Here is a 15,800-nt window from a genome sequence, read left to right on the forward strand (position 1 = left end):
TCTAAGTGATACCTAAGGTTTGATAACTAACGAGTAAATTATACTGCTCTTTAGTTTTAGACTCTGTGCGTTAGCGTACTTTCTATAAAACACGGTTAACAGTGGTTCCAACTCTTAACGTTAACTCATACTTTCAGAAACTTATCAGGCTATATGCCGTTGATAAACTATCGTTTGGTTTTGCCAATATCGCTGAGTTTAAGTGGAGTGTTACCTACGTTGAGGTAATACAACCCATAAATTCAGCCTAGATTTGTTGAAAGGTTGCATTATCTATATATGGCTTGATATGAATTGGCGGTTGTTACCGACTTTAACGTTATTTTGGTGGCTAAAATAACGCATAAAGTTAGTCATGAATAAGGCTCTGCTTACCACAGGAGTGCATTCTGAGAAGTTTCTAGTACTAAATCACTCAGTATGACGCTATGTGACTTTTTGTTTGTGAGGCATTTATGCTACAAATCGTCAATTTGTTTCATGTTACGTGCCAGTAATCGCCCCTCGGCCTCTTGAACCGACAATATATTGTCAAGAAATTCAGTCACCGAAGGTGCACAGCTGCATTTTTGCAGATACTCAAATAGTCCGACAATATTTTTGTGATATTCAAGAGTGACAATTGCTATTTCATCCGTATCCATCTTCTCAAACGGATGCTCACCTTCAGTGTGAATAGAAATAGTGAATTTTTCGTAGTAATGCCGGCTATACGTGTTGAGTGCACTGCTATTACCATTGTCTTCAAACTTTTTCATTACCTGCGCCATTTTTTTTTCGTGCTCTGAAATGTACTTAAGCAGCAAACCAACTCTTACACTATCGCTTTTTTGTGCACAATTGGCTGCAAAATAATGCAGTTCTTGGTGCATGTTTTTAGTCCATTGCATAACATCGTGAAGTGTTTCTATTTGCATATTATCCTCAAAATTGAAGCTTTTAGGTCACTCTGGGTGGAAAGTGAATCGCCTGCCTAGCATAAAAATAAAAAAAGGTAAAAAAATATCACCATCTGTGGCGTAAATTACAATCGCTTTTAACTCATTTAGTCTATGCAAAATTATGTATTTACTACATAATTAAAAATTAGCAACCACGATTTAACTCATGATATTGATAGTCATAATACGTGTATTTTACTTTTCACTCTGTTCGTTGTCGCACTGACGGAATTATTGATAAATACGATGATGACTTATTAATTTTAGCCTCATGTGGCTGAAGACAACACGGTGTAATGACGGTCCCAAAGTTGAGTTTATCGATCTAGAAGTACTTGAAATAAGCACATTAGGAGACTTATACCGTTTTCTGAAACCGTGCAGGGCAATAATAACCAAAGACATTTCTAAGGGGCTGAAAGCTGAGTGCAGGATATTACATGGCGAATGTATTCTCAGCCTCGATTGTTATTAGCAATTAGAGCAAGCATGTTAGAAATCTTCTTATCAAATAAAAGATTTCATTTGCTCTATTGGGAGGTTATCTAAAGAACACAACGATCCCCGGAAACAATCATCTAGCATAATTAATTAACTAGTCTGATATTTCTACATAATTAAAAATGTTAACTTTTACATTTCACTAAACAACTCACGATTTATGCCCTTACAGGATAAGCCAATCCAACTAGACATCGGATTGGCTATTTTTCCTAAAACGGAGCGTCGATGTCGACAATTGAGATAAGTTTGTGGTTAACAAATTCCTTGATGCCAAGACCGACTAGCTCGCGGCCGTAACCTGAACGTTTAACGCCACCGAATGGTAAATCCGCCTTAGCCATTGTTGGATGATTGACAAAGACCATACCTGTGGATATTCGCTTCGCAACTTCTGCACCATGGATTGGGTTGGCAGTAAATACCGAACCGCCCAAACCGAACGGTGAATCATTGGCTATATGAACCGCGTCATCTTCATCCTTGGCGCGAAACAGCATAGAAACAGGACCGAAAAATTCCCAATAGCGTGCAGGATTATCTTCTGCAACGTCAGTCAATATGGTCGGCTGAACGAAATTGCCTGAATCGGGAACAATTGGCCCAACCTCAGTTGCTGTAGCCCCGCAAGAAACCGCCTGGCGAATCTTGTCTTTGATTTCATCGGCTGCCGCCTTAGATGACAGTGGTGCTAGCGTTGTGCTTGGTTCAAACGGATCGCCCGCTTTAAGATTTACAACACTACCGATATAACCTTCGAGGAACCGATCATACACCTCATCAACAATGATCATTCGTTTTGATGACACGCAAACCTGACCTCCATTCCAATGTCGACCTAGAACAGCCCAGTTAATCGTTTTTTGCATATCTGCATCGGCTAAAACAACGAATGCATCAGCACCGCCAAGTTCAAGGGTCGATTTCTTCAAAGCCTTGCCTGCCTGTGCGGCAACAACTGCACCAGCCCCTTCAGACCCCGTTAATGCTACGCCCTGAACACGCGGATCGTTAATGATAGTTTCTATCTGTGACCGTGTAGCATACAGATTCTTAAACACACCTTGAGGCAAACCAGCATCGAGCATTAATTTTTCGAATGCGGCAGCAGCCTGCGGAACGTTAGAAGCGTGCTTGAGCAACAAGGTATTACCAGCAGATATTTGCGGTGCAGCAATACGCACAACCTGATAGAAAGGAAAGTTCCATGGTTCAATCGCCAATAATACACCCAGCGGCTCACACAAAATTTCCGCATCAGCGTCGGCAACCGGTAGCTTTTGTGGTGCCAGCAATGTCTGTGCGTTATCTGCATAGTAGTCGAAGATATCTGCTGACAACGCTATTTCGGCTTTGGCTTCGGATATAAGTTTACCCATCTCAATGGTGAGCAGATTGGCATAATAATCAATGTCACGTCGTAATAATTCGGAGGCGGCGTGCATTACGCGCGCACGCTCAGTAAACCCAGTATTTTTCCAAAGTAAAAAAGCATCATGCGCATTTTCAATTGCTTGCTTTACCTCTGAGTCGCTTGCATCTGGGAACGTTACCAGAAGATCACCAGTGTAAGGATTGCGTGTTTCATATGTCATAATATTTACCTTTTTTGGGTAATGTACCAACAGGAGACGTGTATTAACAACCGCCCCCCGGTCTTGTTTTGCAAAAGCTATCGCCTTAGAGCTAACTCAGTACCATCAAGATGGTACTGTATTTATCTTTTATTTTTTAGCAACATAGCTCATTAGCTTGCCGACGTCCCTCCCCAGTTCATAAGACCAATGAGTCCATCAAGAGTATTTTTAGCCCAACCTTCGTCGAGTTTGTTTGTGTCATATTCAATCTCCTTTAAAGTGACGCTTCAAGAATGCGACGGACATCAGTTGGGGTGATGTCTTTGTGTTCGCCAAGGGCTGTCATGCCATGTTCCTGCAAGGCGCTAACGATAAGTTCAATTTCTGCTGCGGCAATACCGTAGTCGCTCAATCGAGTCTTGATCCCTAATTGCTCGAAAAATGCACGTGTAGCGTCTATTGCTGCGTCAATTCTCACAGCATCTGTGCCTTCGGTGATCCCCCAAACATTGCTAGCATATTGCAGTAATTTTTCGTGCTTGTGACCACGCTGATCATTCAATAGTGACGGTAACACGACGGCAAGAGTACGGGCGTGGTCTGTATCATTGAGCGCGGTGATTTCATGTCCGATCATGTGAGAAGCCCAATCTTGTGACACTCCGGCACCGATTAATCCATTCAAAGCCAGTGTGGCTGTCCACATCAGACTTGCACGAATGTCATAATCTTCTGGTGTCTCTAGCGCTTTAGGGCCAAGCTCAATAATGGTGCGTAGCAGAGACTCGGCAAAACCATCCTGCACGTGTGCGCCACTGGGGTAAGTCAGATACTGCTCGATAATATGGACAAAGGCATCTGCAGCGCCATTGGCAATCTGACGCGCAGGCAGCGTATAGGTGAGTTCAGGATCGAGGACCGAAAAAATTGGGTAGCAATGTGGACTTCTAAAAGGAAGCTTGGCTATCTTCTCAGGGTAGGTTATCACCCCACCATTGTTCATTTCAGATCCTGTTGCAGGCAATGTAAGCACAGTTCCAAACGGCATCGCCGCGGTCACTTTTGCAGTGCCGGCAGTAAGGATCTCCCAGGGATCACCTGCATAAAGTGACGCCATCGCGATAAATTTAGTCGCATCAATGACAGATCCACCACCAACGGCAAGCAAAAAGGTGATGTTGTTATCAGCGATTACTTTGACGGCATTAAGGGTCGTGGCATAACGAGGATTTGGTTCTATGCCACCAAACTCGACCAATGTGCGACCAGAAAGTGCTGTTCTAACTTGTTCTAATACACCGGTTCGTTCCGCGCTACCACCGCCATAGATAATCAATACTTTTGCATCTACTGGAATATGATCGTTAAGGTCTTCGATTCGGCCTTTACCAAAGATAATTTTTGTCGGGTTGTGAAAGTCAAAGTTGTTCATATTCTATGTTTCCTTCTGTTTCAATGTGAAGGCGTACGTTTATGCTGACATACGTCGATTTTTCTGTGTCTAGTATTCGAGTATAAGCAGACCTGATGAACACATATACTGCAACAGCTTGTAACTCCGGCGATAAAAAAGAGACTTAGCAACAGCATTGCCAATATCGCTATTTTGCCGTTCATGGCAATTGCCTAGATGGAATAAAATGCATTGATCATATCCACTTACTTGATATCTACACTGTTATTTTTTCCTAAATGGTCAACTATAATTAAACGAGTGAATTACCTAAAGTAACCACTAGAATATGTCAATACGAGATTTAAATATAAAATTTTTTATTATCTGTGATTTAAGGGATTTTATATTTAGATATAATATTTAATATATTTTCTGCATGACGCTAACCATATTAAAAACGGTGTTCACCATCACCATTAGTGCTGTGTTTAAATAAATAAAATCATATTTTACTGTTTAGTTACACTAGCATACCAATGATAGTCTTTCCAATTAGGACAATAAATATTAATAATTGTAAACAGTTCAGAATAAAAATATGTAATTGAGTACATACGGTTAACAATACTAACCATTGGGATTAAGGTTTGTTTAAGTATCGACATGATGATAGGGACTCACAATAATCAACGTATGTTATTAGCAACATAAAATTCGCTTGGTAACAACTCTGAAGTTTATACATAGATAGAAAAGCATCTACGTTTTTAAATAAGCCCTAACGTGCGTGAAAATAAACAGGTTAAATACTGCATAAGTTGTGCAAGCTTATTTTGATGAATGTAAGCTGACGTGTAAGAGTAAGTAGTAGGCATCTCTGTGGCATGTTAACAATGATACTTTTACCAGTATGAATTGTTCACAATGTGAAAAATTATGCAGACAAACATAATGGGAATGACCAACATAACCCCCGCGCCAGCAATAATATTGCTAGGATATAGACTAGAGAGAGTGCAAATGTCTCCAAACTTGGTCAATAGCAAAAGCGGCGTTTTCTGTAACGCTTTCTACTCATTGCGCAGGCTCAAAATACCCCGCTACGGTTTACTTAATGTGTGTAACTAACACCAAATCGTTTAATCGGCTGAGTATGTCATCGGGTCAGATTGGATATGAATTTACTATCACTTTGATTGCAACATACACGGTTATATTGTTAGTGTGAGTAACCCGCTATAACATAACTATCGAACAATTAACGGAGCGAACTAATGGGATCTAACAATACTGATCAACATAAACACAGTATCGCGACTTTTGCAGCCTTGAAAACGGCCATTGCAAATGATGAAGAGCAGTTAGTAAAGGAATTATTGGCAGATGAACCGATGCAAGAGCTTGAGAAAAGCTACCTACTTGACCTAGCCCATCTAAACAATAATCGTACTATCATCAAATTACTTGAAGATATCCCTGAAAAATAGCTAAACAGAAGAATATAGTGTGTTGATGTCACCTCTATTTAGATGACCATTTTTCGCTTAAGAGAATCGCCGCATATAGCGGCGAAAAATGTTCATATAAGCCGTAATAACTAAGTATCATTTTTGATACTGTTACAATTCACTTTCCTCTTCTCTTTTTTCTATAGTAGCGCTTAATTTTTGATATACGCCAAGCGAAACAATCAAAATCGCTGATACCATAATAAGTAAAGCTGGATAGAGTAAAAGGCTAAGGTCTTTCGTTCCGGCTTTAAATATAAAAACCAGTCCTTCAATACTGACTGCTATGGTAATAATGACAATGATTTTTGTGATTGTTCGTCTTGCCTCTTTGGGATCCCGAAGCTCTTTGTCCTTAAAAACCTCTTCTTCCATCATATATTGTGCAACATCAATAATGGCTGCGGCTATGATTATAGCTGCGACAGATTGAAGCATTAATGGGATAAATCCAGAGTCATACTGAATGCCGGAAATGACTTCATAAATAGACCACAGCATAATTATCAAGGATAATATGATAAGAATTACAGCTGCGAACAGATGAACTCCAGCGAAAATTTTGTTAAACAGTTTTTTCATATTTTTGCCTTTAATATTTTATAAAATAACGTCGCTCATTCAGCTATTAAGTTGTACACACAATTAGGTATTGGTCTTCATTCAATGTAATGCTGATTATTTTTAACAACTCTTGATTGTCACAGGCTTATCACCCCAGAGGTTAATGTAGATAAGGTAGCGATAATGGCAACAGATGATAAAACATCATTTGAAGCTCATGCGAGGGTTAATTTGACTGTTAATGTCTTAAAAAATTGAATGGGGCACAATGAAGTGATGCGATATCACTACCGCCAAAATGATGCAGTAGCGAAATAAAGTTAATATTTTTATTTAGTTAACAAGTTGATTGTCATCAACCCGTATTGATCTTGTTTTTAAATATCAATTTAGCTGAACATGATCAATATTAAACTCGCCTACTAAATGAAAATAAATGGAACTTGAAGAAGTCACTCAACAGCGCTTATCTACGCTGTTACTAATTGAAGGGTAACACACTAGGGAGTATTAATGGCCGATTAATTCGACCGCATCGAGAAAGCCACTTACGCTGGTTTCTTCAAGCGTAGTAGAAATATTTATAGTGCTAGAGAGTGAATGCCTACGGTAACCTGTTTAGGGTAATCAAATGGAGAAACCAAATTATCTGCCAAATCGGTAATTATAAGCTTACTTTAAGTCTCTATTTATCGGTGCTATGCCGACCAATTTTAATACTTGCTTGTATCATTTAATGTATAAACACATTAATGATTGGTCGCCATAATGTTGGATGACTTTTAACTCGAATAGCCATTATCTAGCATTTTATTTGAATCTTGACGTCGCAGACTTAAATGCAGAGCCAAGTGAATCCCATGCGCTATCAATACCGACTTTTATGTCTTCCCAAGCATCGTCCCCGGCCTTTTTAAGCTCAGTAAGCTTTTTATTGGCATTGTCCTGCATAGACTGAAGTTCCTCTATTTTTTTGTAGTATTCAAGCTGTTTATCAGCAGTTGCAGCGTCAGCTTTTGCTTTCAGTTTGTCGATATCTGCGCTCCACTCGTCAAGTTGCGCCTGCAATTTTTTTTCGTATGCTTGTTTCTTGCTCATAATGATTGTCCTTTTAAATAAATGAGTTACATTATAAATCTTTAAGTTTTCCTACTTTATTTGAATCACTGGGCCTAAGCATATTTGATTATTTACCAGCATAAATTTACGTTACCACGCAACGCGGCATATTACTCACTTATGCCTCATTATTCCTTGTTCATGTAATATCGTTATGAAGAGATTTTAATGGATCTATTTGCAACTTTTGCTCGTAAAAACTAACTATAGACTAATCAAATTAATTACATGATCGTTTTTACGAAAGCAATTCACCAATATGCCGTATCTTAATAAAGAAGATGTAACACACTGAGATTAACAATACTTTAACTATAGACATCATGATGCGATTGATTTTACTATTTAATATCAATGGATAACTACCACAAAAGCAATGAGTTATTTACAGGCAAAAACGTAATCAGATGAAATGATTTATGGTCTAGATTCCACAGAATACACATTTACGTGCAATATCCCACATGTAGATCTAGTTGGTGAACCTACGAATTTGGTTGATAAGGTTGCACTACTAAGTGTTAAGGACATTTAATGCATTTTTCTAAAGAGCACATAAACGCACTTGAAACTCGTACTCGCGCACATTTTATTAATTCGTTGTCTGGATTTAAAAGCGCCAATCTCATCGGCACACAAGATCGACAAGGTAATACTAATTTATCTATTGTGAGCTCGGTCATTCATCTCGGTGCAAATCCCCCCCTAATGGGTATGATAATCCGGCCTAATAGTGTGCCACGTCATACCTTTGAAAATATTTTGCAAACCGGCTTGTATACCATTAATCACGTCAATCAATCCATTTATGAGCAAGCTCATCAAACTTCTGCTCGTTATGATAAAGATGAATCAGAGTTTGAAGCAACGGGATTAACGCCTGAATATCTATCAGACTTTAGCGCCCCTTTTGTAAAAGAAAGCCGCCTAAAATATTCAGTTAAACTAGTAGAGCATCAACATTTAGCTATCAATGGTACTGAGTTTGTTATTGGTGAAATAGTAGATGTGTATGTAGACGATAATGCGGTGCAAACGGATGGTTTTATAGATTTACAAGCCATTGATACGGTAGCGATTAGCGGGCTCGATTGTTACTACACAGGCGATAAACTGGCTCGTTTGCCTTATGCTAAAAAATAGCTGTGACATAATTTTCTAGTGTTTAAGGTCATTTATAGCGATGCGGCTACATAAAATAGCCAGAATACGAGTCGTATTTGATAAAATCCCATTTAACTAAATGGGATTTTATCAATATCAACGTATTTTACTTTTTAGTTAAAAAGCGTTCTTTAACGGCTTCAGCCATTAGGTTTGGTGGAATTAACCCTTGCTCTAACACAAAGTTATTAAACGCTAAGCGGTCAAATTTATCACCGAGGGCAATTTCTACATCGGCTCGGATCTCTAATAATCGTGATAAGCCATAAAAGTAACTACCAGCCTGCCCAGGCATTCTCATAGTGTATCGATCTACTTCTTGTTTCACTGCCGCTTCTGAAAACACCACGTCATTGCGTAACAATGTATAGGCGTTTTCTTTTGTTGTTAGACCTAGGTTTAACATCGGGTCTAACATCGCGCGGGCATTACGTAATAATCGGTGTTGAAGCGCTATAAGCTGTGCTTCTATAGGTAAATACGGCAACATTTCTGCCTCGGCGTACAGTGCCCAACCTTCAACGTTGACACTGTTAAAAGCATAATACACTCGGGCCAATGACACGCCCTGCTCTAACATGACCGCAAATTGTAATTCATGACCGGGTCTGCCTTCGTGGGCACTTAATGTATAAGCAACGGCATTAAAATTAAAGTCATCATAAGCAGCGTCACCGGTTAATGCCGGGTTACCTGTTGTTAGTACAAATTGGCCTTGTTCACCTGTGTTACCAATAAACGGTGGTGGCAGCATATGAGGTGCTGGGCTGCCCGCCGCTTCTGCTTCACTCGCCAATCGCATAATCATGTCGCGTTTAGGTAAATTCACCACATTTTGCTGAGTGATTAATCCTTCAAGTTTCTTATTAATAGCTCTGTAATGATCTTCAATTTTATCGTTGGCTAAAGAGTCTTTTTTCAGTGTTTTAATCACATCGCGATAATCACTTGATGGCATATTAAATTTTTGTGCCACCAAGGGGGCTAACGCCTGCATATTCGCCTTGGTAATCATGTAACTGGCTTTAGCACGTTCAATCAACAGCTCAGGTTCGATATCAATGCCAACCGTTTTGAGTTTTAAAGCATAAATCTCTGAAGGTAAACGAAAGTCATCTCGGCTAGTCGGAATTACAGTTTTTTCTGCCCACTGGCGGTAATCAGCAATTTGCTGTTTTAGTAACGACAGATTCTCATCGGCTTTTATGAATTCATTTTTCTCAAACAACTGCTGCAAACCTTGCAATAAGGTATCGGTTCTTGCCAGCGCTTGGTTAACTTCTTCTTTTGTTGGCCCCATTAACTTTTTATTGGCTAATGCAGCTTCATATAAGGTTTTGGCTTGTTCAGTTAATGCAGGTTGACCCGTTTTACCGACATAACACGCTAAACGAGTATTAGCCGCTTGTTTACGCGTATCAGACATTTGATCATCTAATAATGCTGAAACACCTCTAAAGACAATTAACGGCACATCTACCCAAGGCAGCATGTATTTGTCTTCTAACTTACCAGAGGCAATAGTCTGATCAATATTATTGATAATAATGTTGAGATCTTGACGAACAGGCAATGACTTTTCTGTCTTAAGCGCTTGTAGTAAGGTCTTTTTACTGGCTTCTAGCGTGCGAATATACTTATCTTGTTGTGCCTTAGTAATGCTACTGCACTGACCGTCAGCCTCTGTTATACCAATCGAGCTCGCCATTTCCGGTTGGAATTGGCTAGTGATTTTGATTTGTTTATTGGTGTATGCATTACTGACATCAACCCAGGAATCCGCTGATGATGTGAACGGAATAAGAACAAGTAGTGGAATCACAGACGTGAGTATTTTGCCTGACATCGGTTTAATCCTTTTTTTATTATGAAGTCATTACTATAACCGAATAGACCACTAAAGTGATGGGCACAGAATTAACTAATCTGTAACGAATAGTGATCATCAGCCATTATGGATAAAGCCATTTTAGTTAACGTCATGATGATAAAAACCCTCAGTATGAACATGTCGACATATCGCTAAATCGCTCCCAATAAAAAACCGCAGCGATTGACGCTGCGGCTTGTTCTATCGAGAATATAATCGATTTTAGCGGATTAGATGATTGCTCATTTAAAACGCAAAGTCTTCGCTATCAAGTGCCATCATTGAATCAACACCATTGGCAATACATGCCGCATGGCCTTTGGCTCTTGGTAACATACGCTGCATAAAGAACTGGGCTGTTTTTATTTTAGCTTCATAAAACGCTGTTTCAGTGGTGCCTGCAGCCAATTTGTCTTGTGCCACTTTAGCCATTTTTGCCCAGAAGAAAGCGAGTGTTACGTAACCGGCATACATCAAGTAATCCACAGACGCCCCGCCGATTTCATCCGGGTTCTTCATCGCCTTGCCACCAATTAACACGGTCAGTTCATGCCACTCTTTGGCATAAGACATAATCGGTTTAATAAACTCAGCCATCGCTGGGTTGTCCATGTTTTGCTGGCAGAACACGGTAACGTCTTTCGAAAATGGCTTTAATACTTCACCGTTAGTGCCGATGATTTTTCTTGCCAATAAATCAAGTGCTTGAATACCGGTAGTACCTTCATATAAGCAGCTAATCTTGGTGTCGCGCATTAACTGTTCCATGCCCCACTCTTTAATAAAGCCGTGGCCACCGAATATTTGTACTCCGTGGCTGGTACATTCAAAACCAAGCTCGGATAAAAATGCTTTAGCAATCGGTGTTAGTAAGGCTAGCTTAGTTTCAGCATCAGCTTTAATGGCTTCGTCTTTTTCTGCATGGCCAATATCCACTAGCTGGGCAAGATACGAAATTAACGCTCGGCCACCTTCAGCAATCGACTTTTGGGTCAATAGCATTCTACGCACATCTGGATGAACAATGATTGGGTCTGCTGGGCCATTAGGGTTTTTAACACCACTAATTGAACGCATTTGTAGGCGATCTTTTGCGTAGGCTAATGCCCCCTGGAATGACGCTTCAGCAGCTGCAACACCTTCACTTGCCACACCAATACGTGCAGCATTCATAAAGGTAAACATGCACTTAAGGCCGCGATTAGGTTCACCAATCAAATGCCCAGTTGCACCATCAAAATTAATCACACAGGTAGCGTTACCATTAATGCCCATTTTGTGTTCAATAGAACCACAACTCACGCCGTTTCTATCTGAAATTGTGCCATCTTCATTAACGTTGAACTTAGGTACGATAAATAGCGAGATACCTTTGTTGCCTTCTGGCGCACCAGGAATACGGGCAATAACAATATGCACAATGTTGTCAGACAGATCATGCTCGCCAGCTGAAATAAAGATTTTAGTGCCACTCAATGAATAAGTGCCGTCAGCTTGCAGTTCAGCTTTGGTGCGCAACATGCCTAAGTCAGTACCACAATGTGGCTCTGTTAAACACATTGTGCCAGTCCACTTACCTTCTACTAGGCTTGGCATAAACTGCTGTTTTTGAGCATCTGTACCGTGGGCTTCAATTGTGGCTAATGCGCCATGGCTAAGGCCTGGGTACATAGCAAAGCTGTGGTTCGCGCTGGAAAACAACTCAGCAATACTGATATTTAATGAATGAGGTAAACCTTGGCCACCAAACTCTTCAGACTGAGATAACGTTGGCCAGCCGCCTTCTACATATTGCGCATACGCCTCTTTAAATCCGTCTGGTGTGGTTACAACGCCGTCTTTCCAGGTACAACCTTGTTGATCGCCAATTTGATTTAATGGTGCAACAACTTGTTCAGTTAATTTTGCCGCTTCAGCAATAATGGCATCAACCATGTCGATACTGGCATCTTGGTAACCCAAACGCTGATAGTGCCCTTCACAATCTAACAGCTCTTGCATAACAAATTTTACGTCACGAATGGGGGCTTTATATTCAGGCATTGTTACTCTCCATGTCATTATCAATCGATATCTAGTTAGTGATTATTTGGATGAAACCTTTCATACCAATAATGTTTGTACTACTGATGCTAAGTTAACTGTAAGTATTATCCAAATGCATATTAATAATATGTATACATTCGTTTGAATTATAGTTTACGACCATTATTCGACTGATATCAATCACTACGTCATAAAATTCACACTTCTTTAAGCAATTATTCATCCTGTGCATGCTTCAAAACAGTAAGAGTGCGCTATTGATTAATGCATTATTCTTTATATGAATAGTAGCGTATTAAAATAATTGATTTGTTTAATTATAAAACACCCCCTAGCATGATTTGGCGGTTAATTGTTCACTATAAGTGGTAATGACGTATTTTCAGGACATGTTTTTGGTATTGAATATGAAGCTGATTGATCCCCCCTTGATGTTATTGAATAACGCTAATTTTACAACGCTATATATTTACAGGTTACAAATAAGAACGCTTAAGCGTCATACATATCTTTTGTAAATCAATGTATTGGCAAGCTTGTTTAATAACGATTAGTCATCGTCTGGGGAAATAAATGAATAATAATAAATCAACATATTTTAAGCATTCTTTACTCGCATTTGCGATTATGGGAGTAATGAGTTCAGCTGCAAATGCTGAAGATGAAAAACCAAAACCACAAAAAAGTGCAGACGATATAGAAAGAATCGTCGTAACGGCATCTAAACGTGCCAAAGGATTACAGGAATCACCTGTTGCCATTACGGTAGTAAGTAGCAAAGCAATAGAACAAGCTAAAGTAATGGACATAACAGATTTACAAACCCTCGTTCCGACGCTACGCGTCACCCCATTGCAACGTTCTACTAACACTAACTTCTCTATTCGTGGCTTTGGTAATGGCACTAACAATACGGGTATTGAGCCTTCTGTTGGGGTATTTATCGATGGTGTGTATCGCTCTCGAGCGGCCTCTCAAATAGGTGATTTACCAAGGCTGCAGCAAATTGAAGTCTTAAGTGGCCCGCAAAGTACTTTATTTGGTAAAAATGCTTCCGCTGGAGTCATTAGCGTTACCACTCGAGAACCGGCTTATTATCAAGAAGGCAAGATTGAAGTTGGCGTAGGCAATTTCAACCAAAAAGAAATTAAAGGTTATTACACCAATGGTATAACGGATAATTTGGCATTCAGTGTTTCTGGTGGTGTAAACACCCGTGATGGTTTTACTGAAAGTGTGGTGGGATTAGATGATATTAACGACCGTGACCGTTGGAATATTCGAGGTCAGGCACTGTACGAACCAACTGAAGATGTAAAACTTCGCTTAATTGCAGACTATAGCAAAATTGAAGAAGCCTGTTGTTCTGTCGAAAACTCAATTAATGGCCCTACTACCGCTGCAGTTCGTGCGCTCGGTGGTATGGACCTTGATGAAACCGGATCATTTGCTTATCAATCTACCCTTAACTCTGATCCAGACAATAACGTAAAAGACAGTGGTGTATCACTGCAACTTGATGTTGATTTTGATGGTTATTCATTTACATCCATTAGTGCACTTCGCACCAATGATTCTGATTTTATGAATGATGTCGATTACACCTCTCTCGATATTTTAAATGAAGGCGGTTACACCGATATCGAAACGATTACTCAAGAGTTTCGTTTAACGTCTACCGGAGATCGTCAGCTAGAATGGATGTTTGGCGCCTTCGTTTTTCATGAAGAGGTCACCACTGGCGATACCTTATATTATGGTAACGACATTAGAAATTACTTTGATGTATTGATGGCTGCTGGTGGCGCTCCAGGTTTATTAGCCGGAGTAGAAGGTGCTTATGGCTTAGATCCAGGTACATTTTTCTCAGGTGATTCGGCCGTAAGTTCTGAGTTTGAACAAGAAAATGATGCTTACTCGATCTTTGCCAGCTTTGATTACCATATCAACGACGATTTTACCGCGATATTTGGTGTGAGTTACACCAACGATCAAAAAGAAATCAACATTAGCCAACAACATTCCGATGTACTTTCAGCGCTTGATTTAGCCACAGTGCCAACATTATATGGTGTGCCGATTGGCAGTATTCCTCAGCTTGCACCTGCTGTACCGGTTATTGAAAGTTTACAGTTTTTACCGCCAATGCTGGGATTGCCTAATGCTGTAGAAAACAATAAGTCTGATGACAGTAAAACCACGTGGTCGCTGCGCTTATCGTACGAGATCACCGACAATGTCAATATTTTCGCTACTGCAGCTACAGGTTTTAAAGCCACATCTTGGAATTTATCGCGCTATTCAAGTCCTTTCGTATCAGATCAATCAGCATTAGAAACAGCAGGCATAGCACTTCCCAATCAGGTTTATGGTGGCCGATATGCCTCTCCCGAAGAAGCGATGGTGTATGAGTTGGGTATTAAAACCCAATTCGAACATGGATCATTTAGCGCAACGATATTTGATCAAACCATTGAAGGGTTTCAATCATCTATTTTCATTGGCACAGGCTATGTACTTGCCAATGCGGGTAAACAAAGTACTCAAGGTCTTGAGTTCGACTCTAACTATAACCTCACTGATGATTGGTCATTTACCTTAGCGGGTACCTTCCTTGACCCTGTATACGACTCATTTGTTGGCGCATCGGGTTTAGACGGTCCAGTTGATTTATCTGGTGAAAAACCTGCCGGTATCCATGAAGTGAGTATCACTGCTGGTATCGTGTATAACTTTGAAGTGTTTAACGGTGCAGATGGTTACATTCGTACCGATTACCTTTTCGAGAGTGATACTAAACTGGCTGAAAATACCCCTGAATTATTATCTCGCGAGGTAAACACCTTTAACGCAAGTACAGGACTAGCGTTTGATAATGGCGTTAGTTTACAACTTTGGGTGCGAAACTTAACCAATGATGAGTATCTGTTGTCAGCATTCCCACCTCCAATTCAAGCGGGCAGCTTTAATGGTTATCCAAATCAACCGCGTACCTTTGGAGCCAATATTTCGTACCAATTTTAGCTAGCTAAACAGTCTGCTGTGACGGTAATACCGCTTTATTGCCTCTGCAGACTTTTTTATTAACATCAAGATTAAGCAACTGATTTATAT

Annotated in this window: 10 protein-coding genes; 3 read left to right on the forward strand and 7 right to left on the reverse strand. The window is 40.0% G+C overall.

Going from position 1 to position 15,800, the window contains the following annotated elements; translation table 11 throughout:
* Positions 1–458: 458 nt before the first annotated feature.
* The 3 genes from EGC86_RS10400 to EGC86_RS10410 form a co-directional block, all read right to left on the reverse strand.
* Positions 459–917 carry a hypothetical protein gene (locus tag EGC86_RS10400; RefSeq protein ID WP_101088299.1) on the reverse strand — a complete coding sequence of 153 codons (459 nt, stop codon included), beginning with the start codon at positions 915–917 and terminating at the stop codon, positions 459–461.
* A 737-nt stretch (positions 918–1,654) separates the two neighbouring features.
* Positions 1,655–3,037 carry an NAD-dependent succinate-semialdehyde dehydrogenase gene (locus EGC86_RS10405; RefSeq protein WP_123777488.1) on the reverse strand — a complete coding sequence of 461 codons (1,383 nt, stop codon included), beginning with the start codon at positions 3,035–3,037 and terminating at the stop codon, positions 1,655–1,657.
* Between the two features lie 256 nt (positions 3,038–3,293).
* Positions 3,294–4,451 carry an iron-containing alcohol dehydrogenase gene (locus EGC86_RS10410; RefSeq protein WP_123777489.1) on the reverse strand — a complete coding sequence of 386 codons (1,158 nt, stop codon included), beginning with the start codon at positions 4,449–4,451 and terminating at the stop codon, positions 3,294–3,296.
* 1,238 nt (positions 4,452–5,689) lie between these two features.
* Here EGC86_RS10410 and EGC86_RS10415 point away from each other — a divergent pair.
* Complete coding sequence (locus tag EGC86_RS10415; RefSeq protein WP_011637494.1) at positions 5,690–5,902, forward strand: hypothetical protein; 213 nt, start codon at positions 5,690–5,692, stop codon at positions 5,900–5,902.
* A 132-nt stretch (positions 5,903–6,034) separates the two neighbouring features.
* Here the strand turns inward: EGC86_RS10415 and EGC86_RS10420 are convergent, their stop codons facing one another.
* Together EGC86_RS10420 and EGC86_RS10425 are read right to left on the reverse strand one after the other, a co-directional pair.
* Positions 6,035–6,505, reverse strand: coding sequence for a hypothetical protein (locus tag EGC86_RS10420; protein WP_011637495.1), 471 nt, complete (start codon positions 6,503–6,505; stop codon positions 6,035–6,037).
* A gap of 792 nt (positions 6,506–7,297) precedes the next feature.
* On the reverse strand, positions 7,298–7,585 hold the full coding sequence (locus EGC86_RS10425; RefSeq protein ID WP_011637496.1) for a sll1863 family stress response protein: 288 nt from the start codon (positions 7,583–7,585) through the stop codon (positions 7,298–7,300).
* A gap of 555 nt (positions 7,586–8,140) precedes the next feature.
* On the opposite strand from EGC86_RS10425, the gene EGC86_RS10430 reads away from it, so the two are divergent.
* Positions 8,141–8,749, forward strand: coding sequence for a flavin reductase family protein (locus EGC86_RS10430; RefSeq protein WP_123777490.1), 609 nt, complete (start codon positions 8,141–8,143; stop codon positions 8,747–8,749).
* A 127-nt stretch (positions 8,750–8,876) separates the two neighbouring features.
* On the opposite strand, the gene EGC86_RS10435 is transcribed toward EGC86_RS10430, so the two are convergent.
* A complete protein-coding gene (locus EGC86_RS10435; RefSeq protein ID WP_123777491.1) occupies positions 8,877–10,616 on the reverse strand; it encodes a DUF885 domain-containing protein in 1,740 nt (579 codons plus the stop codon).
* 270 nt (positions 10,617–10,886) lie between these two features.
* Positions 10,887–12,683, reverse strand: a complete 1,797-nt coding sequence (locus EGC86_RS10440; protein WP_123777492.1) for an acyl-CoA dehydrogenase C-terminal domain-containing protein — start codon at positions 12,681–12,683, stop codon at positions 10,887–10,889.
* A gap of 576 nt (positions 12,684–13,259) precedes the next feature.
* Here EGC86_RS10440 and EGC86_RS10445 point away from each other — a divergent pair.
* Positions 13,260–15,710, forward strand: a complete 2,451-nt coding sequence (locus tag EGC86_RS10445; RefSeq protein WP_123777493.1) for a TonB-dependent receptor — start codon at positions 13,260–13,262, stop codon at positions 15,708–15,710.
* Positions 15,711–15,800 lie beyond the last annotated feature (90 nt).

Origin of the sequence: Shewanella frigidimarina, from assembly GCF_003797125.1 — a bacterium.
Classification (GTDB): Bacteria; Pseudomonadota; Gammaproteobacteria; order Enterobacterales; family Shewanellaceae; genus Shewanella; species Shewanella frigidimarina.

Excerpts from the sequence above, each read along its gene's own strand:
- EGC86_RS10400 (WP_101088299.1), bottom strand. The coding sequence starts at position 917 with ATGCAAATAGAAACACTTCACGATGTTATGCAATGGACTAAAAACATG.
- EGC86_RS10405 (WP_123777488.1), bottom strand. The coding sequence starts at position 3,037 with ATGACATATGAAACACGCAATCCTTACACTGGTGATCTTCTGGTAACG.
- EGC86_RS10410 (WP_123777489.1), bottom strand. The coding sequence starts at position 4,451 with ATGAACAACTTTGACTTTCACAACCCGACAAAAATTATCTTTGGTAAA.
- EGC86_RS10415 (WP_011637494.1), top strand. The coding sequence starts at position 5,690 with ATGGGATCTAACAATACTGATCAACATAAACACAGTATCGCGACTTTT.
- EGC86_RS10420 (WP_011637495.1), bottom strand. The coding sequence starts at position 6,505 with ATGAAAAAACTGTTTAACAAAATTTTCGCTGGAGTTCATCTGTTCGCA.
- EGC86_RS10425 (WP_011637496.1), bottom strand. The coding sequence starts at position 7,585 with ATGAGCAAGAAACAAGCATACGAAAAAAAATTGCAGGCGCAACTTGAC.
- EGC86_RS10430 (WP_123777490.1), top strand. The coding sequence starts at position 8,141 with ATGCATTTTTCTAAAGAGCACATAAACGCACTTGAAACTCGTACTCGC.
- EGC86_RS10435 (WP_123777491.1), bottom strand. The coding sequence starts at position 10,616 with ATGTCAGGCAAAATACTCACGTCTGTGATTCCACTACTTGTTCTTATT.
- EGC86_RS10440 (WP_123777492.1), bottom strand. The coding sequence starts at position 12,683 with ATGCCTGAATATAAAGCCCCCATTCGTGACGTAAAATTTGTTATGCAA.
- EGC86_RS10445 (WP_123777493.1), top strand. The coding sequence starts at position 13,260 with ATGAATAATAATAAATCAACATATTTTAAGCATTCTTTACTCGCATTT.